The organism is Clavibacter michiganensis, from assembly GCF_021216655.1.
Lineage (GTDB): Bacteria > Actinomycetota > Actinomycetes > Actinomycetales > Microbacteriaceae > Clavibacter > Clavibacter michiganensis.
The window spans coordinates 1,888,942-1,914,931 of sequence record NZ_CP080437.1; the positions used below are offsets into that span (position 1 = coordinate 1,888,942).

Here is a 25,990-nt window from a genome sequence, read left to right on the forward strand (position 1 = left end):
CCGCGCATGAACTCCAACTTCATCTTCCTGGCGATCGGCGAGATCTTCTCGCCGACCACCGCGGCGTACGCGCTCGCGACCGTCGGCCTCGTGATCCACTTCGGGTTCACGGGCCTGCTCAACTTCGGACAGGCCGGGTTCATGGCCATCGGCGGCTACGCGTTCGCCATCACGGCGGTCATGTACGGCTGGCCCGTCTGGGCCTCGCTCCTCGCGGCGATCGTCGCCTCCACCGTGTTCGCGTTGATCCTCGGCATCCCGACCCTGCGGTTGCGGGCGGACTACCTGAGCATCGTGACCATCGCGGCGGCCGAGATCATCCGGCTGAGCGTCAAGACGCCCGAGTTCTCCGACGTCACGGGCGGCTCCGAGGGCATCAACGGCGCGGCGGCCGGCTTCAACGACCTGAACCCGCTGCCCGAGGGCCGCTTCGGCTTCGGCGTGCTCACCTACTCCGCCGACCAGTGGTGGATCCGCATAGTCGGCTGGGGCCTCGTCGGCATCGCCTGCCTGCTGGTCTTCCTCCTCATGCGCAGCCCCTGGGGCCGCGTGCTGAAGGGCGTGCGCGAGGACGAGGACGCGGTCCGCGCGCTCGGCAAGAACGTGTACTCCTACAAGATGCAGGCGCTCGTGCTCGGCGGCGTGTTCGGCGGGCTCGCGGGCGTGGTCTTCATCCTCCCGAGGTCGCTGCAGCCCGACAACTACGGCACGCAGCTCACGTTCTTCCTCTACACGATCATGCTGCTGGGCGGTGCGGCCACGATCTTCGGGCCGGTCATCGGCTCGATCATCTTCTGGGTCACGCTGTCGCTCTCGGACGGCCTGCTCAGCCTCGCGGTGTCGAACGACTGGCTGCCCATCTCGAGCACCCAGCAGGGCCCGATCCGCTTCATCATCGTGGGCGTCGCGCTCATGCTGCTCGTGATCTTCCGACCACAGGGCATCTTCGGGAAGAAGAAGGAGACGCACTTTGCCTGACAAGACCCCGGTCTCGGCCATCCTCGACGGCGATGCCGCTCCGGGCTGCGCCAAGAAGGACCCCATCATCGTCGCGCACGGCGTCAGCCGGCAGTTCGGCGGCCTGAAGGCGGTCGACGTCGACCACCTCGAGATCCCCCGCGGCTCCATCACGGCCCTCATCGGCCCGAACGGCGCCGGCAAGACCACGTTCTTCAACCTGCTGACGGGCTTCGACAAGCCGAACACCGGCACGTGGGAGTTCTCGGGGAAGGACCTCGCCGGGATGAGCGCGTTCCGCGTCGCCCGCCTCGGCATGGTCCGCACCTTCCAGCTCACCAAGGCCCTGGGCGGCATGACGGTCCTGGAGAACATGCGCCTCGGCGCCACCGGCCAGGGCGGCGAGAACTTCTTCTCCGCGCTGATCCGCCCCCTCTGGCGCAAGAAGGAGGACGAGATCACGGAGCGCGCCCGCGGGCTCCTGAAGAAGTTCAAGCTCGACGCCAAGGAGGAGGACTACGCGGACAGCCTCTCCGGCGGTCAGCGCAAGCTCCTCGAGATGGCGCGCGCGCTCATGACGAAGCCGGATCTCGTGATGCTCGACGAGCCCATGGCCGGCGTCAACCCGGCGCTGACGCAGTCGCTGCTCCACCACATCCTCGACCTCAAGACCGAGGGCATGAGCGTGCTGTTCGTCGAGCACGACATGCACATGGTCAACGAGATCGCCGACTGGGTGGTCGTGATGGCCGAGGGCCGCATCGTCGCCGAGGGCCCGCCCTCGACGGTGATGAGCGACCCGGCCGTCATCGACGCCTACCTCGGCGCCCACCACGACACCGACCTCGGCACCCTCACGGGCCAGCGCGAGGTGGCGAAGGACATGGACTCCGACCTCGTGAAGAGCGAGATCGAGAAGGAAGCGGCAGACAAGTGACGGCAGAGCGGGTCCTCCAGACCACCGACCTCCACGCGGGCTACCTGCCCGGGGTCAACATCCTCAACGGGTGCAACGTGCACGTGGACAAGGGCGAGCTCGTGGGCATCATCGGCCCGAACGGCGCCGGCAAGTCCACGCTGCTGAAGGCGATCTTCGGCCAGGTGAACGTGCGCGGCGGCAGCATCGAGCTGAACGGCCAGGACATCACCGGCCTCAAGGCCGACAAGCTCGTCTCGCGCGGCGTGGGCATGGTGCCGCAGAACAACAACGTCTTCCCCACGCTCACGATCGACGAGAACCTGCAGATGGGCGCGTACCAGAAGCCGAAGATGTACAAGGAACGGCTGGCGTTCGTCACCGACCTGTTCCCGGAGCTCGGCAAGCGGCTGAAGCAGCGCGCCGGATCCCTCTCGGGCGGCGAACGCCAGATGGTCGCCATGTCGCGCGCGCTCATGATGGACCCGACGGTGCTGCTCCTCGACGAGCCGTCGGCCGGGCTCTCCCCCGTCCGGCAGGACGAGACGTTCATCAACGTGGCGCAGATCAACCGCGCGGGCGTCTCCGTGATGATCGTCGAGCAGAACGCCCGGCGCGCCCTGCAGATCTGCGACCGCGGCTACGTGCTCGACCAGGGCAAGGACGCGTACGAGGGTCGTGGGCGCGAGCTCATGAACGACCCGAAGGTCATCGAGCTGTACCTCGGCACGCTCGCCGCCGACCAGGAGAAGGCGAAGGCGGCGCCCCAGCCCTGATCCCTCCTCGCACACGACGACGCGGCATCCCTCCTGGGGTGCCGCGTCGTCGTGTGCGGGGCGTGCGCGCGTCGCTGCGCGCTCACGGGGAGGCGCCCGCTGACGGCGTGCGGCACGATGGCGTCGCGTCATGGCGGTGGCGGTGGCGGTCGCCGCCTCTCGGACGGTGACGCCCGGTCGCGGGATCCGCGTGGCAGCTCCCGGATCCTGGAGCCGCCGCCGCCGTCGGCGCGAGGCGGCCGACGCGAGGCGCGAATCCGAACCCGCACCCACACCCGCGCACGCCGAAGGGCCCGGTCCATGCGGACCGGGCCCTCAGCCGTGCGTGATGCGGGTGCTAGTCGAGCTTGCCGTAGACCTGCTCCTCGAAGGTCGTGGTGTTGCCCGTGCCGTACTTGTAGACGGAGACGTACGCCTCGGTCGGGTCGCCGTTCTCATCGAACGTGATCGGGCCGGAGAGGCCGTCGTAGTCGATGTCGGTGCCGGCCTCGATGAGCTTGGCGCAGTCCGCGAACGTCGTGCACTTCTCGCCGCCCTCGGAGACGGACTGGAGGTTCTCCTTCAGCGTCGCGCCGTCGGTCGCCTTGCCCTGGAGCGCGGCGAGCGCGAGGAGCACGGTGCCGTCGTACGACTCGGCGGAGTAGCTGAACACCGTGAGGGCGGGCTCGCCCTCGGCCTTCACCATGTCCTGCAGGCGCGTCTGGAAGTCCTCCTTGGCCTCGACACCGGGGTTCGTGAACTGCGCCCCCGCGATGTCGACGTTGGTGTCGGTCTCCTTGATGACGCCGTAGTTCCCGTCCGTGCCGTAGAACTTCGAGAAGTCGAAGCCCTTCGACGCCAGCTGGTCGGCGATGGTCTTGATCTCGTCGAACGAGATGACGACGAGCGCATCCGGGTTCGGGGCGAGCACGGAGGTGATCGCGCTGTTGAAGTCCGTCGCGGAGGGCTCGAAGACCTGCTCGGCGGCGATGGTGGCGCCACCCGCCTCGAGCGTCTTCTTGATGTTCTCCTCGAGGCCCGTGCCGTACGCGTCGTTCATGTAGAGGATCGAGACGTTGGTCTTGCCGTCCTGCAGGATCTTGTTGCCGAGGATGCGGCCCTGGAGCACGTCCGACGGGGCGGTGCGCCAGTAGTAGCCGTCGTCCGCGTAGGTCGTGAAGTCCGGCGAGGTGTTCGCCGGCGAGAGCTGCACGACACCGGCCTGGGTGACCTGGTCGATGAAGGTCTTCGAGACGCCCGAGGACGCGGCGCCGATGATCGCGGTGTTGCCGTCCGCGATGAGCGAGGTGGCCGACTGGCTCGCGATGTCGGTCGTGGTGTCGCCCGAGTCCTTGGCCGTGTTGGTCACCGTGATGCCGGCCTTGGCGTCGTTGATGTCCTTCACGGCGAGGTCCACGCCCGCGAACTCGGGCGGGCCGAGCACCGCGAGGGAGCCCGTCTGCGGCAGGATCGTGCCGATCTTGAGGTTCAGGCCGCCGTCGGCCGTGGTGCCCCCCTCGCCTCCGCCGCCGCCGGAGCAGCCGGCGAGGACGAGGGCGCCGGCCACCGCGATGGTGACGGCGCTGAGGGCGGTGCGGGCGGATCGTGAGCGGGAGGTCGAAACCCTGCCGAATGCGCTCATGGTGCTCCTTATGGATGTGTGTGGTGATGCTCGGGAATGTGGTGCATGAGGCACGCGAATGCGCGCCTCGCCTGGTGCGACCCTATGGCGCGGATGAGACGGACACAATGCATCGGCATTTCCGTCGTGTAACGCGACCTGATCGTTACCATTCACGGAATGAGCGACGGGATCCGAATCAGATGCCGTCGACGACCGCCGGAACCGTCTGCGCGGCCCTCGCGGCGGAAAGCGGACGGCGGGACGCGCGGATCATGTCGACGGTGAGCAGCACGAGCGCCGCCCACACGATCGCGAATCCGGCCCACCGCTCGGGCGGCATGGCCTCGTGCATCACGAAGACGCCGAAGGCGAACTGCAGCAGCGGCGCCAGGTACTGCGTGAGCCCGATCACCGAGAGCGGCAGGCGCCCGGCGGCGAAGCCGAACAGCAGGAGCGGGCCCGCGGTGACGACGCCCGTGCTGACCAGCAGCAGCGTGTGCCCGAGCGACACCGTGCCGATGGTGAGCCCGGCGCCCGCGCCCGTGATCACGAGCATCGTCGTGGCGGCGGGCACGAGCCAGGCCGTCTCGAGCGCGAGGCCGGAGAGCGCGTCCGCTCCCCCGCTCACGCGCTTCTTCACCAGCCCGTAGAGGCCGAACGACCCGGCGAGCGCGAGCGACACCCAGGGCAGCTGCCCGTACCCGACGGCGATGACGGCCACCGCCACAGCGGACAGGCCCACGGCGGTCCACTGCAGCGGACGCAGGCGCTCGCGGAGGAGGAGCACGCCGAGCAGCACCGTGACGATCGGGTTGATGAAGTAGCCGAGCGCGGTCTCGACGACGTGGCCGGAGAGCGTGCCGTAGACGTACACGGTCCAGTTGACGAGGATCAGGTGGCCCGCGAGGCCGAGCCCCAGGAGGATCCGCGGGCGGCGGACGATGGCGACCACCCGCCCCCAGCGCCGGGCGGCCGTGATGACGACGGCGCACACGACGAGCGAGAAGAGGATCCGCCAGCCGACGATCTCGAACGCCCCCGCCGGGACGAGCAGCAGGAAGAAGACGGGGAGGACGCCCCACAGGCCGTACGCGCCGACGGCGGCGAGGAGGCCGGTGCGGGTCGAGGACTCCGGGGCGGGGCGCGTCACCTCCCGAGGCTAGCGCCGCGGACGCCGGATGCCGCCCACGGCGACGGGACGGCCGGCGCGCGCGAGGGGACGCCCGGACGCACGAGAGCCCGGCCGAACGTGTCGGCCGGGCTCCCGGGTGAAGCGGTGGTGCGTGGTGCGGTGTCGCTGGGGCGGAGCGTCAGCGCTCGATGACGGCGAGCACGTCGCGCGCGGAGAGGACGAGGAGGTCCTGGCCGTCGTACTTGACCTCGGTTCCGCCGTACTTGGAGTAGATGACCTTGTCGCCCACGGCGACGTCGAGGGGGACGCGGTTGCCGTTGTCGTCGATGCGGCCGGGGCCCACGGCCACGACCTCGCCCTCCTGGGGCTTCTCCTTGGCGGTGTCGGGGATGACCAGACCAGACGCGGTGGTCTGCTCGGCTTCGACCTGCTGGATGACGATGCGATCCTCGAGCGGCTTGATGGAGACCGACACGGTTGACCTCTTCCTTCGTGACTAAGGGACAAGACTGATTGGCAATCTCCCGGGGAGAGTGCCAGGTGAGATTCTACGGGCCGCGCTTGCACTCGCGCAACGCGAGTGCCAATCGGTGCAGAGGCGCCCCGGTACGGTGGGCGGATGGATCAGACCGACCTCCGCGAGGTGCTCTCGCTCGAGGGGCTCCGCCTGCTCGACTCCCTCCCCGCGCCCGCGCCGGGCGACGACATGGTGCGCATGGTGAGCGCGCTGCGCGGCGAGGGGCACTCCCCGGCGCTCGTGTCCGCCGTCCTCACGCAGTCGCGGCTGCGCGCCAAGGCGGTGGGCAAGTTCGGGGAGTTCGCCGCGCGCATGCTCTTCACGGAGGCCGGGCTCGAGCAGGCGACGCGGCTGCCGGTCGCCGCGCAGCACGCGGGGCGCTTCCAGCAGGCGGGCGTGGCGCACGTCGCCGACCTCGGCTGCGGGATCGGCGGGGACGCGATGGCCATGGCGGCCATCGGGATCCGCGTCACGGCCGTCGAGCGCGACGAGGTGACCGCGGCGGTCGCCGGCTGGAACCTCGCGCCGTTCCCCGAGGCCGAGGTCGTGCAGGGCACGGCGGAGGCGTTCGACGCGGGCGGCGTCGACGGCGTCTACCTCGATCCCGCCCGGCGCACGGACGGGCACTCCTCGACCCGCCGCATCTCGGATCCGGACGCCTACTCCCCCACGCTCTCCGCCGCGTTCGAGCTCGCCGCGGGTCGCGCAGCCGGCATCAAGCTGGGACCGGGGCTCGATCGCGACCTCATCCCCTCGGAGGCCGAGGCGCAGTGGGTCTCGGTCGACGGGCAGGCCGTGGAGATGGGCCTCTGGTTCGGGCCGACGCGGCGCGACGGGATCCGGCGGGCGGCCCTCGTGATCAGCGGCGGGTCCCAGGCGGAGCTCACGGCGGAGGCCGACAGCGAGGACGCCGAGCTGGGCGAGCTGGGCACGCACCTGTACGAGCCGGACGGCGCCGTGATCCGCGCCCGCCTCATCGGCGACCTCGCGCGCTCGCTCGACGGGCGCATGGTCGGCGAGGGCATCGCGTGGATCACGTCCGAGCGCGAGCAGGCGACGCCGTTCGCGCGCGGCTTCCGGGTGCGCGAGGTGCTGCCGCTCGACGAGCAGCGGCTGAAGCGCGAGCTGCGGGCGCGCGGCATCGGGACGCTGGAGATCAAGAAGCGCGGGGTCGACGTGGATCCCGCTCGGCTGCGGACGCGTCTGCAGCTGAAGGGCGACGGGTCGGCGACGCTGATCGCGACGCGGGTCGGCGGGCGGCGGGTGGCGATCCTCGCGGACCGGCACGGGGTCGACGCGGGCTGACGCCCCACCGCGGGGCACCTGCCCCGGACGCGACGACGCGGCCGCCCCCGAGGGGACGGCCGCGTCGTGTCGTGCGGGTGGTGCGTTACGGAGCCGTCGGGAACGGGGTGCCGTCGATCTCGCCGTTCTGGACGACGGTGTTGACGAACGCGATGGCGATGACCACGAGGATGATGCTGAGGATGATCCCGATCACGCCCGTGATGATGCCCGTGAGCCAGAAGCCCTTGGCACCGGCGTTCCGCTTGCGTCCGAGGATGCCGGTCACGAGCGCGGCGATGCCCAGAGGCACCGAGAGGAACCAGAAGAGGACCGTCACGACGGACACGATGCCGAGGACCATGGACGTGATGCTGAGCCCCTTCGAGGCCGGCGCACCGCCCTGGCCGGGCTGGTAGGGCGCCGCGTAGGGCGAGTGGGAGCCGGCGGCGGGAGCGGCCGGGTACGCGGGCTGGCTCGGCGCGGGCGGGAAGCCGTCGTTGGAGCGGTCCGGGTTCTGCGGATCGGTCATTGTCGTTCCTTTCGTCCCTGGGAACATACCGTGATGAGCGCCCCCGGATTCTCCCGTGCGGGAAATAGCCGCGAAAGGTCCCCGTAATGGGGGCGTCGCGAGGGTCAGCCGACCTGGACGACGGTGACCGGCAGCGTCGAGTCGGCGCCGAACGCGAGCCCGGACGGCGCGCGGCCCGACTCGATGAGGCGCGCACCGAGGGCCGCGATCATGGCGCCGTTGTCGGTGCAGAGCGACAGGGGCGGGATCCGCAGCTCGATGCCCGCGGCCCGGCACCGCTCCGCCGCCAGCTCCCGCACGCGCGCGTTGGCGACCACGCCTCCGCCCAGCAGCAGGCGCGGGATCCCGTGGTCGACGCACGCCGCGACGGCCTTCGTGAGGAGCACGTCGACGACGGCCTCTCGGAAGCTCGCGGCGACGTCGGCGACGGGCACGGGCTCGCCGGCGTCCTTCCGCTTCTCGACCCAGCGGGCGACCGCCGTCTTGAGGCCCGAGAAGGAGAAGTCGTAGCGGTGGCGCTCCATGTCCTTCGGGAGGGAGAGGCCGCGGGGGAAGCGGATCGCCTTCGGGTCACCGTCGGCCGCGACCCGGTCGATGTGCGGGCCGCCGGGGTAGGGCAGGCCGAGCACGCGGGCGACCTTGTCGAAGGCCTCGCCCGCGGCGTCGTCGATGGTCTCGCCGAGGAGCTCGACGTCGTCCACCAGGTCGCGCACGAGGAGGAGCGAGGTGTGTCCGCCGGAGACGAGCAGCGCGATGCTCGGGGTCTCGAGCGGGACACCCGGCCCGCCGTCGACGCTGAGGAGATCCGCGCCCACGTGTCCGACGAGGTGGTTGACGCCGTGCAGCGGGATGTCGAGGGCCACGGCGAGCGCCTTCGCCGCGCCGACGCCGACCATGAGCGCGCCGGAGAGGCCGGGACCCGCGGTGACGGCGATCGCGTCGAGCTCGCGGAGGGTGACGCCCGCCTCGGCGAGCGCCGCGTCGATGGCGGGGGTGAGCGCCTCGAGGTGCGCGCGGGCGGCGACCTCGGGGACGACGCCGCCGTAGCGCGCGTGCTCGTCCATGGAGCTGGAGATGACGTTGGCGAGGAGGGTCTGCCCGCGGACGATGCCGATGCCCGTCTCGTCGCAGGAGGTCTCGATGCCGAGGACGAGGGGGCCGGCGTCGGCGCCCGCGGTCTCGTCGGCGTGCGCCTCGGCGTCCGAGGCGGCGGATGCGGGGCGCTCGGCGGGCGCGTCCCGCGGCTCGGCGACCTCGGGCGGCGTCGCGGCGAGGGCGACGCGCATCACGACGGCGTCCACGTCGTCCGGCTGGTAGTAGTGCGGGCGCACGGCGATGGCCTCGAAGCCGAGCGAGGAGTACAGGGCCTGCGCGACCGGGTTGTCGGCGCGCACCTCGAGCAGGACCTCGCGGGCGCCGCGGACGTGCGCTTCCGCGACGAGACGGGTCAGGAGGGCGCGCCCGATCCCCCGACCGCGGCTCCCGTCGGCGACGGCGATGGTCTGCACGTCGGCGGCGTGCGCGCCGCGGGGGCAGGAGAGGCCCGCGTAGCCGAGGATCCCGCCGCCGTCCGCGTCGACGGCCACGACGTACCAGCCGTGGCGGGCGGTCAGCTCGCCGCGCATCGCATCGGCCGACCAGGCGTCGGAGACGAACGTGCTGGTCTCGAGGCGCATCAGCGCGGGCAGGTCGGCGACCTCGGCGGCGCGGAACAGGACGCTCACGACGTGACCCGCTTCGGGCCGGCGGAGACGGTGACGTCGGGCGAGCGGAGGTAGAGCGCCTCGTCGGCCGCGAAGGGCAGGCCGAGCTCGTCCATGCGGCGGGCGACCTGGGCGAGGGATGCCGCGCGGACGCCGGCCGCGTCGATGCGGTGGTCGGCCGCGGGCACGTCGTCGGGCCTGCTGAGGCCGGGGCCGGCGGTGCGCTCGGCGACGCCGCCGGCGACGGGCTCGCGGTAGACGGACCAGTAGAGCTCGCGGCGGCGCGCGTCGGTGACGACCACGAGGGATCCGGTGCCGCCCGCCGCGTAGTGGTCGTGGGCGACGGCGTCGTGGCTGACCACGGGGATCACGCGCACGTCGAGGCCGGTCGCGAGCACGCGGGCCGCGGCGATGCCGACGCGGAGGCCGGTGAAGGGGCCGGGGCCCATGCCCGCGACGACGGCGCGGACGTCGCAGCGCTCGATGCCGGACGCGGTGAGGCACTCGTCGAGCAGCGTGCCGATGACCTCGGCGTGCCGCATGGTGTCTGCCTCCTGGCGCTCGGCGAGCACGCGGCCGTCGGGGTCGATGACGGCGACGCCCGTGCCGGCGGAGGTGTCGATCGCGAGGAGCACTGGACGAGTCTAGGCGCGGGGGCGCGCGCGGAGCCGCCGGATGCGGACGGTGCGGGGCTCCTCGGGGGCGGCGTCGGGATCCGCGTCGGCGGCGGGGTCCGCGTCGGCGCGGTCGGCCGCGTCCGGATCCGCGTCGCCCGCGCCCGTGGGCCGCGCGATGCGCAGGTCCCACCACTCCTCCGCGACGCCGTCGAGCTTGCCCTCGCCCCACTCGACCACCACGACGGAGCGCGCGAAGTCGATGTCGAGGTCGTCGAGCTCGCGGGCGTCGGCCAGGCGGTAGGCGTCCACGTGCACGAGCGGCGGGCCGTCGACGAGGCTCGGGTGGGTGCGCGCGAGCACGAAGGTGGGGCTCGTGACGGGACCGCGGACGCCGAGCCCTGCGCCGAGCCCGCGCGTGAACGTGGTCTTGCCCGCGCCGAGCGGGCCGGACAGGACGACGAGGTCACCCGCGCCCAGCTCGCGCGCGAGGGCGCGGCCGAGCTCCTCCATGCCGTCGGTGGTCGCGACGGGGACGAGCTCGTCGGAGAGGACGTCGGCGGCCGGGCCCTCGGGCTCGGGGTGCTCGTGCAGGTGCACGCGGTCGACGCGCGGGCCGACGCGCGTCACGATCTCGTCGCCGATGGTCTCGGCCCAGCCGGCCCACTCCTCGGCGGTGGGCTCGCCGCGGTCGCCGGGGCCGAGGATCACGGCGGTGTCGCCGACCTCGACGGGCAGGTCGCCGACGTCGAGCACGAGCTGGTCCATGGCGATGCGACCGGCGACCGGGAAGCGGCGGCCGTTCAGGAGCACGGAAGCGCGCGGGGCGGCGATGCGCGGGATCCCGTCGGCGTAGCCGAGCGGCACGAGCACGAGCGTCGACGGCCCGGCGGTGCGGTGATCCAGCCCGTAGGAGACGCCGTGCCCGGCCTCGACGCGCTTGACGGAGACGACGTCGGCCTCGAGCGTCATGGCGGGGATCAGACCGAGATCGCGGCCGGAGCGGTCGTCGAACGGCGAGATGCCGTAGACCGCGATGCCGAATCGCACCATGTCGAAGCGGGCGGCAGGCAGGCGGATCCCCGCGGAGCTCGCGGCCAGGTGCTTCTCCACGGGTCGCGCGCCCAGCTCCTCGGCCACGCGCACCGCATCGTGGAAGCGGGCGAGCGCGGCGTCGTCGTCCTCGGGCGAGGCGTCGGCCAGGTGCGACCACAGCGCGTGCAGGGTCAGCTCGCCCGCGGCGTCGGCGGCGACGGCCGCGCGCACGAGGTCCGGCCACAGCTCGGGGGTGGCGCCGTTGCGGCTGAGCCCGGTGTCGGCCTTGAGGTGCACGCGGGCGCGGATCCCCGTGGCGCGCCCGGCGGCGGCGATGCGCTCCAGCTCCCACAGCGCCGAGACGCCGAGGTCGATGCCGTTCTCCACCGCGACGCGGAAGTCGGTGTCGACCCCGTGCAGCCATGCGAGGAGGCGGGCGGTGATGCCCGACCGGCGGAGCTCGACCGCCGACGCGACGTCGAGCACGGCGAGGCTCTCGGCGCCGGCCTCGAGGGCGGCGCGCGCGACCTGGAGCGCGCCGTGCCCGTAGGCGTCGGCCTTCACGGCGACCATCGTGCGCGCCGGGGCGGCGAGCGCCGCGAGCGTGCGGACGTTGTGGCGGATCGCGTCGAGGTCGACGACGGCGCGGCGGCCGGGCGCGACGGGTCCGGCGGGGGCGGACGCGTGCTCGGTCATGCGCCGAACCTCCGGGTCACGCGGCCGGCGACGCGCGCCACGATCTCGTAGCCGATGGTGCCGGTCGCCTTGGCCCACTCCTCCACCGAGGGCGCCCCCGTCGCGGGATCCCCGAACAGCACGGCGTCGTCGCCCACCGCCACCGGGATCCCGTCGACGACGCCGTCGCCCACGTCGACCACGAACTGGTCCATGGCGATCCGGCCGCTCACGCGGAAGCGCGCGCCGTGGATCGCGACGGGCGCGCGGTTGCTCGCGAGCCGCGGCACCCCGTCGGCGAACCCGAGCGAGACGAGCGCGAGGGTCGTGGCGCTGCTGGTGCGGTACGTGTAGCCGTAGGAGACGCCCGTGTCGGCGGGCACGCGCTTGACCGCGACGACGCTGCCGACGAGGGTCATGGCGGGCACGAGGCCCAGGTCGGCGGACGTGACGCCGTCGAGCGGCGAGATGCCGTAGATCCCGATGCCGAGGCGCACCATGTCGAGGCGGGCCTCGGGCACGCGCAGGGCACCCGCGGTGGCGGCGAGGTGGCGGATCCCGGGCTCCAGCCCCGCGGCCCTCACCACGTCGACCGCCCGGTGGAACGCGCGGACCTGCGCCCGGTCCTCCTCCCGCCCCGCGTTCGCGAGGTGGCTGAAGACGCCGCCGAGGTGGATCCGGCCCTCCGCGACGAGCGCCTGGACCTCGGCGACGACGCCCGGCCACTCCGCCGGCGTCACGCCGTTGCGGCCGAGGCCGGTGTCGACCTTGAGGTGCACCTCGGCCGTGCGGCCGACGCGACGCGCGGCCTCCGCCACCTCGCGCACCTGGCGCAGGCTGTTGAGCCCGAGGTCGACGTCGGCCTCGATGGCGGTCGCGAAGTCGGCGCCGGGCGCGTGCATCCACGTGAGGACGGGCGCGTCGATCCCGGCCGCCCGCAGCGCGAGCGCCTCGCGGACGTCGACGACGCCGAGCCGGTCGGCCCCGCCCGCGAGCGCGGCGCGCGCCGATGCGACGGCACCGTGCCCGTAGCCGTCGGCCTTCACCACGGCCATCACGAGCGGCGCACCCGTGGCGGCCCGCAGCGCGCGGACGTTCGCCGAGATCGCGCCGGTGTCGATGCGCGCCTCCCGCCGGAGGGCAGCTGGCGCCTGGAGGGTCGCCTCGTCGGTCACAGGTCGTCCCCCTCGGTGACCACGAACGCGGTGGCGAGGCCCGCGTCGTGGCTCATGCTCAGGTGGATCCGCGTCACGCCCCGCGCGGCCGCCACCTCCGCGACGACGCCGGCCACGCGGAACGACGGGTCGCCGTGCTCGTCACGGACGACCTCCATGTCCTGCCAGCTGATCCCGCCGGGACCGCCGAGCGCCTTGATGAGCGCCTCCTTCGCAGCGAACCGGGCCGCCAGCGAGCGCGCGGGCAGGGACCGCTCGGCGGGCGCGAACAGGCGCGGCACGAGACCCGGAGTGCGCTCGGCGCTCCGGGCGAACCGCGCCACGTCGACCACGTCGACGCCGATGCCCCTGATCACGCCGCCGCGGTCACTCGACGGTGACGGACTTCGCGAGGTTGCGCGGCTGGTCGACGTCGAGGCCCTTGGCGGCGGCGAGCTCCATCGCGAAGATCTGCAGCGGCGTGACGGCGAGGAGCGGCTCGAACAGCGGCGCGGCGAGCGGGATCGGGATGACCTCGTCGGCGTGCGGCAGGACGAACGCGTCGCCCTGCTCGGCGATCGCGATGACGCGGGCGCCGCGCGCGCGGATCTCCTCGATGTTGGAGATGACCTTCTTGTGCAGCGCGAGCTGGTGCACGGGGCTCGGCACGATGACGAACACGGGCTGCCCCGGCTCGATGAGCGCGATGGGCCCGTGCTTGAGCTCGCCCGCGGCGAACCCCTCGGCGTGGATGTAGGCGAGCTCCTTGAGCTTCAGCGCGCCCTCGAGCGCGACCGGGAAGCCCACGTTGCGGCCGAGGAAGAGCACGGCCCGCGTGTCGGCCATCCACTTCGCGAGCTGGCTGATCTTCTCGCCCTGCTCCACGACGGTGGCGAGCTTCTCTGGCACGGCCAGCAGCTCCTCCGTGTTGGCGACGATCTCGTCGGCCGACAGCGTGCCGCGGATGCGCGCGAGGTGCAGCCCGAACAGGTACAGCGCGGCGACCTGCGCGACGAACGCCTTCGTGGACGCCACGGCGACCTCGGGGCCCGCGTGCGTGTAGACGACCGCCTCGGACTCGCGCGGGATCGTGGCGCCCTGCGTGTTGCAGATGGAGAGCACGCGCGCCCCGGCCTCGCGGGCGTAGCGCACGGCGAGCAGCGTGTCCATGGTCTCGCCGGACTGGCTGATGGAGATGACGAGCGTGGTCGCGTCGAGCACGGGGTCGCGGTAGCGGAACTCGTGCGCGAGCTCGACCTCCACGGGGACGCGGGCCCACTTCTCGATGGCGTACTTGCCGAGGATCCCCGAGTAGGCGGCGGTGCCGCACGCGACGATGACGATGCGCGAGATCTCGGCGAGGTCGACCTCGCCGATCGCGTCGAGGTCGGGCAGCACGACGACGCCGTCGACGATGCGGCCGCGGAGCGTGTTCGCCACCGCGTCCGGGCCCTCGCTGATCTCCTTCGCCATGAAGCTCGACCAGCCGCCCTTCTCGCTGGCCGACGCGTCCCAGGCGATCTCGAACTCGTGCGTCTCCACGGGCGCGCCGTGGAAGTCGGTGACGGTGACGGAGTCGGGCCGGATGGCGACCATCTGGTCCTGGCCGATGGCGACCGCGCGGCGCGTGAACTCCACGAACGCGGCGACGTCGGATCCGAGGAAGTTCTCGCCGTCGCCCAGCCCGATGACGAGCGGCGAGTTGCGGCGGGCGCCGACCACGAGGCCGGGCTGGTCGCGGTGCACGGCGAGGAGCGTGAAGGCGCCCTCGAGCCGGCTCACCGTGTTGCGGAACGCCTGCTCGAGGTCGTGCGTGATGCCGTATTCGCGGCCGAGGAGGCGGGCGGCGACCTCGGTGTCGGTGTCGCTCTCGAACGTGTAGCCGTCCGCGAGGAGGTCGTCCTTGAGCTCCGCGAAGTTCTCGATGATCCCGTTGTGGATGAGGGCGAGCTTGCCGTCGTCGCCCAGGTGCGGGTGCGCGTTGCGGTCGGTGGGACCACCGTGCGTGGCCCAGCGGGTGTGGCCGATGCCGGTGGATCCGTTCGGCAGCGGCGACGCCTCGAGGTCCTCCAGCAGGCGGTCGAGCTTGCCCGCGCGCTTGCGGACGCCGAGCGTGCCGTCCTCGTCGAGCACCGCGACGCCCGCGGAGTCGTAGCCCCGGTACTCGAGCCTCCGCAGCCCCCCGAGGAGCACCTCGAGGCTCTTGGACTCACCGACGTATCCCACGATTCCGCACATGGGGCACCACTTTAGCCGCCCGCGTCGGGCTTCCCCTGCGCGGCAGGGCATCGCGGCGCGCCCCGGGTCAGGAGCCCGCTGGGGAGGGGCGCCGGGCGACCGCCGGCGCTCCGGTCGCCCGCCGACCCCGCCGTAGGATGGACACGCCATGCCAGACACCGCGACGGGACACCCGACGAGCCACGGCAACGTCTCCCCGTTCGTCGAGATCGCCCGTGCCGACTGGGCGGCCCTCGCGCCCGCCACGCACCTCCCGCTGCGGGAGACCGAGCTGGTGCAGCTGCGCGGCATCGGCGACCGGCTCGACATGCACGAGGTCGAGGACGTGTACCTCCCGCTCAGCCGCCTGCTCAACCTCTACGTCACGGGCACGAAGAAGCTGCACCGGGACACGAGCGCCTTCCTCGGCGAGCGCGCCAAGAGCACGCCGTTCATCATCGGCGTCGCGGGATCCGTGGCCGTCGGCAAGTCGACCGTCGCGCGCCTCCTGCGCGAGATGCTCGCGCGCTGGGACGACACCCCGCGCGTCGAGCTCGTGACCACCGACGGCTTCCTGCACCCGAACGCCGAGCTCCAGCGCCGCGGCCTCATGGAGCGGAAGGGCTTCCCCGAGTCGTACGACCGGCGGGCGCTGCTGCGCTTCGTCACGCAGGTCAAGAGCGGCGTGCCCGAGGTGCGCGCGCCGTTCTACTCGCACCTCGCCTACGACATCGTGCCGGGCGCCGAGGTGGTCGTCCGGCAGCCGGACGTCCTCATCATCGAGGGCCTCAACGTGCTCCAGCCGGCGGCCTCCGGCGCGAAGCTCGCCGTCAGCGACCTCTTCGACTTCTCGATCTACGTCGACGCCCGCACCCACGACATCGCGCAGTGGTACGAGGAGCGGTTCCTCAGCCTCCAGCGCGGGGCGTTCAGCAACCCGCGCTCCTACTTCCACCGGTACGCGGAGCTCAGCCCGGCCGAGGCCGTCGCGCGTGCGCGCGGGATCTGGTCGGCCATCAACGAGCCGAACCTCGAGCAGAACATCCGCCCGACCCGGTCGCGCGCGACCCTCGTGCTGCGGAAGGACGCCGACCACTCGGTCGCGAACGTCCTGCTCCGCAAGCTCTGACCGCGTGCCCGGTGACGCCGGCCTCCGGCGGGGCTAGATGGCGAGGCGCTCAGTGACGAGCGCGGCGAGCTCCTCGGCGTGGCGCTCGGCGGTCGCCTGATCGGCGGCCTCCACCATCACGCGGATCATCGGCTCGGTGCCCGAGGCGCGCATGAGGATCCGGCCCGTGTCGCCGAGCTCGGCCTCCGCGCGCGCGACGGCCGCGTTCAGCTCGGCGTCGTCGCCCACGCGATCGCGGTCGACGCCGCGCACGTTGATCATCACCTGCGGGTAGACGGTCATCACCGAGGCGAGCTCGTGCAGGCTCTTGCCCGTGGCCGCCATCTCGCCCAGCAGCTGGATCCCCGTGAGGATCCCGTCGCCGGTCGTCGCGTGCTCCGCGATGACGAGGTGGCCCGACTGCTCGCCTCCGAGGGAGTAGCCGCCCTCGTTCATGGCCTCGAGCACGTAGCGGTCGCCGACGCGGGTCTGCATCACGGTGATGTCGTTCTCGGCCATCGCGATGCGGAGGCCGAGGTTGCTCATGACGGTCGCGACGAGCGTGCGCTCCGCGAGCAGGCCGCGACGGGCCATCGAGAGCGCGAGGACGGCCATGATCTGGTCGCCGTCGATGATGGCGCCCGTGTGGTCGACCGCGAGGCAGCGGTCGGCGTCGCCGTCGTGCGCGATGCCGACGTCGGCGCCGTGCGCGAGGACCGCCTCGGCCAGCAGGTCGAGGTGCGTGGACCCGACCCGGTCGTTGATGTTCATGCCGTCGGGGTCGTTGCCGATGACGGTGACCCGGGCGCCCGCGTCCGTGAAGACCTCGGGGCTGATCCCGGCGGCGGCGCCGTGCGCGCAGTCGAGGACCACGTGGATCCCGTCGAGCCGGTGCTGCAGCGTGCCGAGCAGGTGCAGGACGTAGCGGTCCTCGGCGTCCGCGAAGCGGCGGATGCGGCCGACGTCGGCTCCCGTGGGGAGCAGGACGGGCTGGCTCAGCTGCGCCTCGATGCGGTCCTCGAGCTCGTCGGCGAGCTTCCGTCCGCCTGCGGCGAAGAACTTGATCCCGTTGTCGGGAGCGGGGTTGTGCGACGCGGAGATCATGACGCCGAAGTCGGCATCGAAGTCCGCGATGAGGTAGGCCGTGGCCGGCGTCGGGATGACCCCGGCGTCGAACACGTCGACGCCGGAGCTCGCGAGGCCGGCGGCCACGGCCGCCGCGATGAACTCGCCGGACACCCGGGGATCCCGGGCGACGACCGCGACGGGTCGTCGCCCGGCATCCCGGGCGTCCTGGCCGAGCACGTGCGCGGCGGCCTGGGCCAGGCGCAGGGCGAGGTCCGCGGTGATGGTCTCGCCGTTGGCGAGTCCGCGGACGCCGTCCGTGCCGAAGAGCCGGGGCATGAGTGCCGGAGTCCCCGAGCGCCTTAGCGCTTCGAGAACTGGGGCGCCTTGCGGGCCTTCTTGAGTCCGGCCTTCTTGCGCTCCTTGACGCGCGCGTCGCGGCTGAGGAAGCCGTTCTTCTTCAGCACGGCGCGGTTGTTCTCCTCGTCGATCTCGTTGAGGGCGCGGGCGATGCCGAGGCGCAGGGCGCCGGCCTGGCCGGAGGGGCCGCCGCCGGAGATGCGCGCGACGACGTCGTAGCTGCCGAGGAGGTCGAGCACCTTGAACGGGTCGTTCACGAGCTGCTGGTGCAGCTTGTTGGGGAAGTAGTCCGCGAACTCACGGCCGTTGACCGTGATCGAGCCGGAGCCGGGGACGAGGCGCACGCGGGCGATGGCCTGCTTGCGTCGTCCGACGGCGCCGCCGGACACGTTGAGGACCGCGCGGGGGGCCTTGGGGGCCTCCTCGTTCGGGGTCTCGGTCGAGAAGCTCTCGGGAGCCACGTCGAGGGAGTCTGAGATCTGAGCCACTGGGTTCGATTCCTTCTGAGGTCTTTGGTCGTCGCTGTCGGCAGCCGGAGCTACTGAGCGACCTGGCCGAGGGTGTACGGGGTGGGCTGCTGAGCAGCGTGGGGGTGCTCGGGGCCCGCGTAGACCTTGAGCTTCTTCAGCTGCGCCGCACCCAGCGAGTTCTTCGGCAGCATGCCGCGGATGGCCTTCTCGACCGCGCGCGTGGGGTGCTTCTCGAGCATCTCGACGTAGGTGGTGGCCGTGAGGCCGCCCGGGTAGCCGGAGTGGCGGTAGGCCAGCTTCTTCTCGAGCTTCTGGCCCGTGAGCGCCACCTTCTCGGCGTTGACGATGATCACGAAGTCGCCCATGTCCATGTGGGGGGCGAACGTGGCCTTGTGCTTGCCGCGCAGGAGCGCGGCGGCGTGGCTGGCGAGACGGCCGAGGACGATGTCCGTGGCGTCGATGACGACCCAGTCGTGCTGGACCTCACTGGCCTTGGGGGAATAGGTGCGCGTCATTGATCTGACTGCCTTCTTTTCGAGGTGAGATGGTCGTGGATCCCGCTCCGTGGGCGTTCTGACGAGAACGCATCCGGTGGAGGGCTCAACCCTGTACGTCGCCGCACGCAGGCGTGCAGACAACCGGTTCAGAGTACGCGATCCGGGGCGATCAGGCAATCCCGGGCGTGTCGGCCAGCCGGGCGAGGTCGCGGGCGGCCGTCGCGGCGCCCTCCGCGACCGTGTCCACCTCGTGCGCGCCGCGCTTGGCGCGCGTGATCTCGTTCCGCGCTCGGAGCTCCGCGTCCGGCGGGTAGCCCACCCGCTCGAGCACCAGGCCGCGCGCGGGCATCACGGTGAACTCGCTCGTGCGCTCGCGCAGCTCCAGCAGCTCGCGGAGCCGCGTGACCCCGACGCGGCCGGACGCCGCGGCGACGCACGCCCCGACGAGCGCGCGCACCATGCTGTGGCAGAAGGCGTCCGCCCGGACCGCGGCCTCGAGCGCGCCGTCGGCCGCGCGGGTCCAGGTCAGCTCCTGGAGCGTGCGGATGGTCGAGGCCCCCTCGCGCGGCTTGCAGTATGCGGCGAAGTCGTGCAGGCCGAGGAGCGCGTCGGCCGCCTCCTGCAGCACGGCCGCGTCGAGCGCGACCGGCAGCTCGACGGTGCGATGCCGCTGGAGGGGATCGCGGGGGCCGTCGACGTCCGAGATCCGGTAGCGGTACGCCCGCCAGGTCGCGGAGAAGCGCGCGTCGAACCCGTCGGGGGCGGGGGCGCAGGCGAGCACCACGACGTCGGACCTGGCGCCGAGCACGCCGTTCAGTCGGCGCGCGAGGGCCGCCGCGGCGCGGTCGACGGAGGGGACGTGCGCCCCCTCCCCCGCGTCCGCCGCGGCCGCACGACCGCGCGGCGGCCGGTCGAGGGACGCGATCTGCTCGTCCGTGAGGTCGAGGTGCGCGACCTGCCCGGTCGCGTGGACGCCCGCGTCGGTGCGCCCGGCGACGACGAGCGTCGGCGCCGGCGGCGTCCGCGCCAGCAGCTGCGCGAGCGCGTCCTCGAGGGCACCCTGCACGGTGCGCAGCCCGGGCTGCTTCGCCCAACCGGCGAACCCCGTGCCGTCGTACGCGATGTCGAGGCGGAGGCGCGTGCCGGCGTCCCCCGCCTCGGCATCCTCGCTCATCGGGCGCCGGATCCCCGCGGCGGCGTCAGGCCGACCTCGCGCTCGTACACGGCCGAGCGGCTCGCCTGCGTGAAGCCGAGGTGCTCGTACAGGTCGAGCGCGCCGGTGGGGCTGTCGGAGTCGACGTCGAGCACGGCGCGCTGGACGCCCTCCGCGCGGGACCCCGCGAGCGAGGCGGACAGGATCGCCTGCGCCAGGCGGCGCCCGCGGAACTCGCGCCGCACCCCGACGAGGGCGATGTAGGTGGACGTGTAGCCCGCGGCCTCCCAGCTGTCCGGGTACGTCTCGGCCATCGCGAACCCGGCGACGACGGCGTCCTCGCCCTCCCCCGTCACCGCGATGACGGACAGGTCGTCGCGCGCGGTCGGCAGCGACCGGTACGCGTCCCAGCGCTCGACGCTGACGGGCTCGGATCCCCAGTGGTCGCGGAACACCTCGTTCTTCGCGAGGCGCGTGCGCTCCCACCACTCGCGCGTGACGGGGATGAGGCGGAGGCCCTCGGGCGCCGGCACGTCGGGCAGCTCCGTCTGGAGGTCGCGGTGCATCTCGATGAAGTAGCGGCTGGGGGTGAACCCGCGCGACTCCAGCAGGGCGACGTGGCCCGCGGAGCCGACCTGCACCTCCGACCCCATGAGCGTCGGCACGGGCTCCGTGATGTGCGGGGCGGGCTGCGCGACGGCCAGGGTCCTGGTGGCACGCGCGATCTGCCAGTCGAGCAGCCGCCCGCCGATGCCGTGTCGCCGGAGGTCGGGTCGGACCGAGCCGGACACGTTCGCGCGCACGGCGGTCTCCTCGTCCGGCTTGACGATCGCGACGCCCTCGGCGGCGAGGCGCCCGTCGGCGTCGACGGCCACGATCGTGTCGCGCGCGAGGTCGACGAAGGAGAAGCCCTGCGCCATCACGATCTCGTCGCGGGTGGCTCGGTATTCAGGGTGATCGGCGTCGGCCACCAGTCCCGAGAGCTCGACGAGCGCGTCGACGTCATCCGGGGAGACCGGGCGCCACGTGATCCCCTCGGGCCCCTCGGGCAGCGGGATCGGCGCGGTGGAGGAGGGATCGTCCGGCATGGTCGTGCTGCTGTCGGTCATCCGTCCAGGGTACCGGGACCCCGTGGGCCGCGGCCGGGTCGCCGGACGCACGAGAGCCCCCGACGCGCAGGGCGGCGGGGGCTCTCGTGATGGTGCGGTGCTGCTACTTGTCGGACTTCTCCGCGGCGTCGGCCTCGACCTCGGCGGCGGCCTCGTCGGTCGTCTCCGCGGGGGTCTCGTCGGTGTGCTCGACGGCGTCGGTCTCCTCGACCGGCACGTCGGACTCCTCCGCGGGCGCCTCGGCGGCCGGGGCCGCGGCGGCCGGGGCCGTCGCGGTGGAGGTGCGCGACGAACGCACCTTCGGGGTCACGGGCTCGAGCACGAGCTCGATCTGCACCATGGGGGCGTTGTCGCCCTTGCGGAAGCCGAGCTTCGTGATGCGGGTGTAGCCGCCGTCGCGCTCGGCGACGAGGGGCGCGATCTCCGTGAAGAGCTCGTGCACGACGCTCTTCGAGGGGATGATCCCCATGACGCGGCGGCGGGCGTGCAGGTCGCCGCGCTTGGCGAACGTCACGAGGCGCTCCGCCACGGGACGCAGGCGCTTGGCCTTCGTCTCGGTCGTCTTGATGGACTTGTGCTCGAAGAGGCTCTGGGCCAGGTTCGCGAGCATGAGGCGCTCGTGCGCCGGGCCGCCTCCGAGGCGGGGACCCTTGGTGGGCTTGGGCATGGTCTTGTCTCCGTAAGTGTCGAAAGAAGGCGTACGGCCGAGGCCGGACGGATCAGTTGGTGGTGGTCTCGTCCTCGTCGTAGCTGTAGTAGTGCGCGCCGTCGAAGCCGGGGACGGCGTCCTTCAGCGACAGACCGAGCTCGACCAGCTTGTCCTTGACCTCATCCACCGACTTCTGTCCGAAGTTGCGGATGTTCATGAGCTGCGTCTCCGAGAGGGCGACGAGCTCGCTGACGTTGTTGATGCCCTCGCGCTTGAGGCAGTTGTACGACCGCACCGAGAGGTCGAGGTCCTCGATGGGCATCGACAGCTCGGAGCTGAGGACGGCGTCGACCGGCGCGGGGCCGATCTCGATGCCCTCTGCGGCCGAGTTGAGCTCGCGCGCCAGGCCGAACAGCTCGGTGAGCGTGCGGCCGGCGGACGCGATGGCGTCGCGCGGCGTGATGGCCGACTTGGTCTCGACGTCGACCACGAGGCGGTCGAAGTCGGTGCGCTCGCCGGCACGGGTGGCCTCGACGCGGTAGGTGACCTTGAGCACGGGCGAGTAGATCGAGTCGACCGGGATCTGGCCCGCCTCGCTGAACTCGCTGCGGTTCTGGGTCGCCGAGACGTAGCCGCGGCCGCGCTCGATCGTCAGCTCCAGCTCGAACTTCGCCTTCTCGTTGAGCGTGGCGATGACGAGCTCGGGGTTGTGGATCTCGACGCCGGCCGGAGCCGAGATGTCGGCGGCCGTGACCTGGCCCGCACCCTGCTTGCGCAGGTACGCGGTGATCGGCTCGTCGTGCTCGCTGGAGACGACGAGGCCCTTGATGTTGAGGATGATCTCGGTCACGTCCTCCTTCACGCCGGGGACGGTGCTGAACTCGTGCAGCACGCCGTCGATCCGGATGCTGGTGACGGCCGCGCCGGGGATGGACGAGAGGAGCGTGCGGCGGAGCGAGTTGCCGAGCGTGTAGCCGAAGCCGGGCTCGAGCGGCTCGATGACGAACCGCGAGCGGAACTCCGAGATGGACTCCTCGGTGAGGGTGGGGCGCTGCGCAATGAGCACTGTGTTGTTTCCTTTCGGCGAGGCGTCCGCTATATGACGCCTGCGATGCCCCCCGGGTGGCGGCCCGGGCGGGTAGTGAATTGGTCGATCGGACACACGGCGGATCGGCCGACGCCGTCCCCTCCTGGTGGAGCGGGACGGCAGCGGCCGATCGGCGCGAGCTAGACGCGGCGGCGCTTGGGCGGGCGGCAGCCGTTGTGCGCCTGCGGGGTGACGTCGTTGATCGAGCCCACCTCGAGGCCGGCGGCCTGGAGCGAGCGGATCGCGGTCTCGCGGCCGGAGCCGGGTCCCTTGACGAACACGTCGACCTTCTTCATGCCGTGCTCCTGCGCCTGGCGGGCGGCCGACTCGGCGGCGAGCTGCGCGGCGAACGGCGTCGACTTGCGCGAGCCGTTGTAGCCGACGACGCCCGAGGACGCCCAGCTGATGACGGCACCGGTGGGGTCCGTGATCGAGACGATGGTGTTGTTGAAGGTGCTCTTGATGTGGGCCTGGCCCACGGCGATGTTCTTCTTGTCCTTGCGGCGCGGCTTGCGAACGGCCGACTTGGGTGCTGCCATGGAATTCTCCTGTGTCTACGGGTGGCGAGGCGCGGGCCGAGGGCCTAGCGCGCCTTCTTCTTGCCGGCTACGGTGCGCTTCGGGCCCTTGCGGGTGCGAGCGTTGGTCTTCGTGCGCTGCCCGTGGACAGGGAGGCCGCGGCGGTGGCGGATGCCCTCGTAGCTGCCGATCTCGACCTTGCGTCGGATGTCGGCGGCCACCTCGCGGCGGAGGTCGCCCTCCACCTTGAAGTTCCCGTCGATGTAGTCGCGGAGGGCGATGAGCTGGTCGTCGCTCAGGTCCTTGACGCGGATGTCCTTGTCGATGCCGGTGTCCTCGAGGGTCTTGACGCTCGAGGTGCGGCCGACGCCGTAGATGTACGTGAGTGCGATCTCGACGCGCTTGTCGCGCGGGAGGTCGACGCCTGCTAGACGTGCCATTGAGGCTTCTCCTGGTGATGGATGGAGGTCTGCAGCAGAGCCTGTGCATCGGCCTCCGACCGATGGTGTCCCCCGGATCCCTCAGGACCCCGGCTTCCGGCGCTGCTGTCGTTCTTCTTCAGGTGGTGCGGTGGTGCCGTGCGGTCGTGCTGACTAGCCCTGGACCTGCTTGTGGCGGGGGTTGTCGCAGATGACGCGCACGCGGCCGTTGCGTCGGATGACCTTGCACTTCTCGCAGATCCTCTTGACGCTGGGGTTGACCTTCATGATGCTTCCTTGCTTTCGTTCTCGCTGGCCTCGTGCCGCCGCGGATGCGGGGCCGTTCCTTGTGCAGCAGGCCTACTTGTAGCGGTAGACGATCCGGCCGCGGGTGAGGTCGTACGGGCTCAGCTCCACGATCACGCGGTCCTCGGGGAGGATGCGGATGTAGTGCTGACGCATCTTGCCCGAGATGTGGGCGAGGACCTTGTGCCCGTTGCTCAGCTCAACGCGGAACATCGCGTTCGGCAGAGCTTCGACAACTCCGCCTTCGATCTCGATGACGCCGTCTTTCTTGGCCATATACTCACTGTCGCTAGAGGTGGTGTCTGCTGTTCGTGCGGATGCGCATCATGGTGAGACGCAGATGCCGGGCACGCCGGGAGGCGGCCGAGCACCAAGGGTCGATAGTACGGCATCCCCGGGCGTGTCGCAATTCTCCCCGCGTGTCGCGGGCGGATCCGCGGATCCTGCGCTAGCGGACGCACGACGGGCCGGACGGTCGCCCGTCCGGCCCGTGCCCGTGCTGCTGTCGCCGTGCCGGCTACGCGCGGTGGCGCGGGGCGCTGCGGCGGTCGGCCTGCGCGGCGTCGACGACGGCGACGAGGTCGGGCGTCAGGGGGTGCTGGTCGTCCAGGCCCGTCACGCGGCGCACGAGGTCGGCGGCCGTGTCGGTCGCGAGGAGCCCCTGCAGCTCGAGCGCCTGCGGGTCGCCCGCGGGGTCGAAGCGGAGCGCCTGCCCCATCGCGCGCACCAGGGCGTCGTGCGGGAGCCCGCGCTCGGCGAGCTGCGACGCGGGACCCACGAAGCGCTCCTCGCGGGAGAGCTTGCGCAGCGGCTGGCGGCCGACGCGCTCGACGGTGTCCGCGAGGGCGGCGTTGGCGAAGCGCGCGAGGTTCTTCTCGCGGTACGCCGCCTGCTCCCCCTCGTCGAGCCCGTGCTTCGCGACGAGCAGCGCGCTCGTCTCCTCGAGCACCTGGCGCACCTCGTCCGCGACCTCGGGGATCGCCATCGCGTCCGACTGGCTCACGGCGCCGCGCGCGTACCCGTGGTAGGCGACGGTCGCGTGGCCCGTGTTCACCGTGAAGAGCTTCCGCTCGATGTAGGGCGCGAGGTCGTCGACGAACGTGGCGCCGGCGATCTCGGGCACGGCGTCGCCGAACGGCGTTCGCTCCACGACCCACTCCGAGAAGTCCTCGACGGTCACGTCGAGGCCCGCGGCGGGATCCTGGTTCGGCACGATGCGGTCGACGGCCGTGTTCGCGAAGACCGCGCGTCCGAGGGCGTCGGTCTCGTCGCCGAGCGCCTTCGCGATCTCGTCGCGGAGGGTGTCGGTCGCGTTGATCGCGTTCTCGCACGCCATGACGGCGACGGGGCCGAGGTCGGCGGAGCGCGCGCGGAGGCCGGCGGCGATCGCGGGGGCGACGAAGCGGAGGATGTTGGGTCCCACGGCGGTGGTCACGACGTCGGCCGTCGCGATCTCGGCGATGAGCGCCTCGCCGTCGGCGGCGCTGTCGATCGCCCGGAACCCGGTGACCGTCCAGTCGCGCGCGTGCGGGCCGACCTCGGTGACGCGGTAGGAGTCGGTGGACGCGAGGTGCCCGATGAGCTCGGCGTTGACGTCGGCGAACACGACCTCGTAGCCGGCCTCATGCAGGATCAGCCCGACGAAGCCGCGGCCGATGTTGCCCGCGCCGAAGTGGACGGCCTTCACGCCTCGTTCACCTCGGCCAGGAGGGCGTAGAGCGCCTCGGCGTCGGGGGCGTCGACGAGCTTCTGGACCTCGTCGTCGTCGCTGAAGATGATCGCGATCTTGCTGAGGATGTCGAGGTGGCCGTTGTCCTTGCCGGCGATGCCGACGACGAAGCGCACCTCGTTGCCCGCCCAGTCGATGGGGGCGTCGTAGCGCACGAACGAGAGGGCGGAGTCGAGGATCGTGTCCTTGCCCTCGTTGGTGCCGTGCGGGATGGCGAGGAGGTTGCCCATGTAGGTCGAGACGCTCTTCTCGCGCTCGAGCATGAACCCCTGGTACTCGGGGGTGACGGCGCCCGCGGCGACGAGGATGCCCGCCGCCTCGGCGATGGCCTCCTCCACGCTCGACGCGGTGCCGCCGACGCGGATCTGGGCGGGTTCGAGGACGTTCGACATGGTGCTCCTGACG

At 72.1% G+C, this 25,990-nt stretch carries 28 protein-coding genes; 5 read left to right on the forward strand and 23 right to left on the reverse strand.

Annotated elements, in window-relative coordinates:
• Positions 1–6 precede the first annotated feature (6 nt).
• The 3 genes from K0V08_RS08725 to K0V08_RS08735 are packed head-to-tail and all read left to right on the forward strand — an operon-like array spanning position 7 to position 2,649.
• Complete coding sequence (locus K0V08_RS08725; RefSeq protein WP_079534254.1) at positions 7–978, forward strand: branched-chain amino acid ABC transporter permease; 972 nt, start codon at positions 7–9, stop codon at positions 976–978.
• Positions 971–1,894 (forward strand): ABC transporter ATP-binding protein, encoded by a 924-nt coding sequence (locus K0V08_RS08730; protein WP_012039253.1) that lies wholly within the window; start codon positions 971–973, stop codon positions 1,892–1,894. Before K0V08_RS08725 ends, K0V08_RS08730 begins: the two co-directional genes overlap by 8 nt.
• Entirely contained in the window at positions 1,891–2,649 is a 759-nt protein-coding gene (locus K0V08_RS08735; RefSeq protein WP_012039254.1) for an ABC transporter ATP-binding protein, read from the forward strand. The genes K0V08_RS08730 and K0V08_RS08735 overlap by 4 nt, the downstream gene beginning before the upstream one ends.
• Positions 2,650–2,986: 337 nt before the next feature.
• On the opposite strand, the gene K0V08_RS08740 is transcribed toward K0V08_RS08735, so the two are convergent.
• The 3 genes from K0V08_RS08740 to groES form a co-directional block, all read right to left on the reverse strand.
• The gene (locus K0V08_RS08740; RefSeq protein ID WP_079534253.1) at positions 2,987–4,270 is read right to left on the reverse strand and encodes an ABC transporter substrate-binding protein; all 1,284 of its coding nucleotides are present in this window, start codon (positions 4,268–4,270) and stop codon (positions 2,987–2,989) included.
• Between the two features lie 178 nt (positions 4,271–4,448).
• Positions 4,449–5,402, reverse strand: coding sequence for an EamA family transporter RarD (rarD, locus tag K0V08_RS08745; RefSeq protein ID WP_012039256.1), 954 nt, complete (start codon positions 5,400–5,402; stop codon positions 4,449–4,451).
• A gap of 160 nt (positions 5,403–5,562) precedes the next feature.
• Complete coding sequence (gene groES / locus K0V08_RS08750) at positions 5,563–5,859, reverse strand: co-chaperone GroES (RefSeq protein WP_012039257.1); 297 nt, start codon at positions 5,857–5,859, stop codon at positions 5,563–5,565.
• A 144-nt stretch (positions 5,860–6,003) separates the two neighbouring features.
• Here groES and K0V08_RS08755 point away from each other — a divergent pair, with 144 nt between their 5' ends.
• The gene (locus K0V08_RS08755; RefSeq protein WP_079534252.1) at positions 6,004–7,206 is read left to right on the forward strand and encodes a class I SAM-dependent methyltransferase; all 1,203 of its coding nucleotides are present in this window, start codon (positions 6,004–6,006) and stop codon (positions 7,204–7,206) included.
• Positions 7,207–7,291: 85 nt separating this feature from the next.
• Here K0V08_RS08755 and K0V08_RS08760 read toward each other — a convergent pair whose 3' ends face one another.
• The 7 genes from K0V08_RS08760 to glmS form a co-directional block, all read right to left on the reverse strand.
• On the reverse strand, positions 7,292–7,717 hold the full coding sequence (locus K0V08_RS08760) for a hypothetical protein (protein ID WP_012039259.1): 426 nt from the start codon (positions 7,715–7,717) through the stop codon (positions 7,292–7,294).
• Between the two features lie 104 nt (positions 7,718–7,821).
• Complete coding sequence (gene tsaD / locus K0V08_RS08765; RefSeq protein ID WP_079534251.1) at positions 7,822–9,441, reverse strand: tRNA (adenosine(37)-N6)-threonylcarbamoyltransferase complex transferase subunit TsaD; 1,620 nt, start codon at positions 9,439–9,441, stop codon at positions 7,822–7,824.
• Positions 9,438–10,055 (reverse strand): tRNA (adenosine(37)-N6)-threonylcarbamoyltransferase complex dimerization subunit type 1 TsaB, encoded by a 618-nt coding sequence (gene tsaB, locus K0V08_RS08770; RefSeq protein ID WP_079534250.1) that lies wholly within the window; start codon positions 10,053–10,055, stop codon positions 9,438–9,440. The genes tsaD and tsaB overlap by 4 nt, the downstream gene beginning before the upstream one ends.
• Positions 10,056–10,064: 9 nt before the next feature.
• Positions 10,065–11,765, reverse strand: a complete 1,701-nt coding sequence (alr, locus tag K0V08_RS08775; protein WP_079534249.1) for an alanine racemase — start codon at positions 11,763–11,765, stop codon at positions 10,065–10,067.
• Complete coding sequence (gene alr, locus K0V08_RS08780) at positions 11,762–12,919, reverse strand: alanine racemase (protein ID WP_079534248.1); 1,158 nt, start codon at positions 12,917–12,919, stop codon at positions 11,762–11,764. The genes alr (K0V08_RS08775) and alr (K0V08_RS08780) overlap by 4 nt, the downstream gene beginning before the upstream one ends.
• Complete coding sequence (locus K0V08_RS08785) at positions 12,916–13,275, reverse strand: holo-ACP synthase (RefSeq protein WP_079534247.1); 360 nt, start codon at positions 13,273–13,275, stop codon at positions 12,916–12,918. The genes alr (K0V08_RS08780) and K0V08_RS08785 overlap by 4 nt, the downstream gene beginning before the upstream one ends.
• 10 nt (positions 13,276–13,285) lie before the next feature.
• Positions 13,286–15,136, reverse strand: a complete 1,851-nt coding sequence (gene glmS, locus K0V08_RS08790; protein WP_012039265.1) for a glutamine--fructose-6-phosphate transaminase (isomerizing) — start codon at positions 15,134–15,136, stop codon at positions 13,286–13,288.
• Between the two features lie 148 nt (positions 15,137–15,284).
• Here glmS and coaA point away from each other — a divergent pair, with 148 nt between their 5' ends.
• Positions 15,285–16,244 (forward strand): type I pantothenate kinase, encoded by a 960-nt coding sequence (gene coaA, locus K0V08_RS08795; RefSeq protein WP_012039266.1) that lies wholly within the window; start codon positions 15,285–15,287, stop codon positions 16,242–16,244.
• A gap of 33 nt (positions 16,245–16,277) precedes the next feature.
• On the opposite strand, the gene glmM is transcribed toward coaA, so the two are convergent.
• The 13 genes from glmM to K0V08_RS08860 form a co-directional block, all read right to left on the reverse strand.
• Complete coding sequence (gene glmM / locus K0V08_RS08800) at positions 16,278–17,627, reverse strand: phosphoglucosamine mutase (protein ID WP_079534246.1); 1,350 nt, start codon at positions 17,625–17,627, stop codon at positions 16,278–16,280.
• Positions 17,628–17,650: 23 nt separating this feature from the next.
• Positions 17,651–18,136: a 30S ribosomal protein S9 gene (rpsI, locus tag K0V08_RS08805; protein WP_012039268.1), complete on the reverse strand. Its 486-nt coding sequence runs from the start codon at positions 18,134–18,136 to the stop codon at positions 17,651–17,653.
• Between the two features lie 50 nt (positions 18,137–18,186).
• Entirely contained in the window at positions 18,187–18,633 is a 447-nt protein-coding gene (gene rplM, locus K0V08_RS08810; protein ID WP_012039269.1) for a 50S ribosomal protein L13, read from the reverse strand.
• 151 nt (positions 18,634–18,784) lie between these two features.
• Positions 18,785–19,789 (reverse strand): tRNA pseudouridine(38-40) synthase TruA, encoded by a 1,005-nt coding sequence (gene truA, locus K0V08_RS08815; RefSeq protein WP_079534245.1) that lies wholly within the window; start codon positions 19,787–19,789, stop codon positions 18,785–18,787.
• Positions 19,786–20,877 (reverse strand): GNAT family N-acetyltransferase, encoded by a 1,092-nt coding sequence (locus K0V08_RS08820; protein ID WP_228510917.1) that lies wholly within the window; start codon positions 20,875–20,877, stop codon positions 19,786–19,788. Before K0V08_RS08820 ends, truA begins: the two co-directional genes overlap by 4 nt.
• 103 nt (positions 20,878–20,980) lie before the next feature.
• Positions 20,981–21,544: a 50S ribosomal protein L17 gene (gene rplQ / locus K0V08_RS08825; RefSeq protein WP_012039272.1), complete on the reverse strand. Its 564-nt coding sequence runs from the start codon at positions 21,542–21,544 to the stop codon at positions 20,981–20,983.
• A 52-nt stretch (positions 21,545–21,596) separates the two neighbouring features.
• Positions 21,597–22,592 (reverse strand): DNA-directed RNA polymerase subunit alpha, encoded by a 996-nt coding sequence (locus K0V08_RS08830; protein ID WP_012039273.1) that lies wholly within the window; start codon positions 22,590–22,592, stop codon positions 21,597–21,599.
• A 161-nt stretch (positions 22,593–22,753) separates the two neighbouring features.
• Positions 22,754–23,152, reverse strand: a complete 399-nt coding sequence (rpsK, locus tag K0V08_RS08835) for a 30S ribosomal protein S11 (RefSeq protein WP_012039274.1) — start codon at positions 23,150–23,152, stop codon at positions 22,754–22,756.
• Between the two features lie 44 nt (positions 23,153–23,196).
• Entirely contained in the window at positions 23,197–23,571 is a 375-nt protein-coding gene (gene rpsM / locus K0V08_RS08840; RefSeq protein ID WP_012039275.1) for a 30S ribosomal protein S13, read from the reverse strand.
• A 153-nt stretch (positions 23,572–23,724) separates the two neighbouring features.
• On the reverse strand, positions 23,725–23,838 hold the full coding sequence (rpmJ, locus tag K0V08_RS08845; RefSeq protein ID WP_012039276.1) for a 50S ribosomal protein L36: 114 nt from the start codon (positions 23,836–23,838) through the stop codon (positions 23,725–23,727).
• Between the two features lie 72 nt (positions 23,839–23,910).
• Positions 23,911–24,132, reverse strand: coding sequence for a translation initiation factor IF-1 (gene infA / locus K0V08_RS08850; RefSeq protein WP_012039277.1), 222 nt, complete (start codon positions 24,130–24,132; stop codon positions 23,911–23,913).
• Positions 24,133–24,373: 241 nt separating this feature from the next.
• Positions 24,374–25,543 (reverse strand): mannitol-1-phosphate 5-dehydrogenase, encoded by a 1,170-nt coding sequence (locus K0V08_RS08855; RefSeq protein ID WP_079534244.1) that lies wholly within the window; start codon positions 25,541–25,543, stop codon positions 24,374–24,376.
• Complete coding sequence (locus tag K0V08_RS08860) at positions 25,540–25,977, reverse strand: PTS mannitol transporter subunit IIA (protein ID WP_012039279.1); 438 nt, start codon at positions 25,975–25,977, stop codon at positions 25,540–25,542. Before K0V08_RS08860 ends, K0V08_RS08855 begins: the two co-directional genes overlap by 4 nt.
• Between the last annotated feature and the right edge of the window lie 13 nt (positions 25,978–25,990).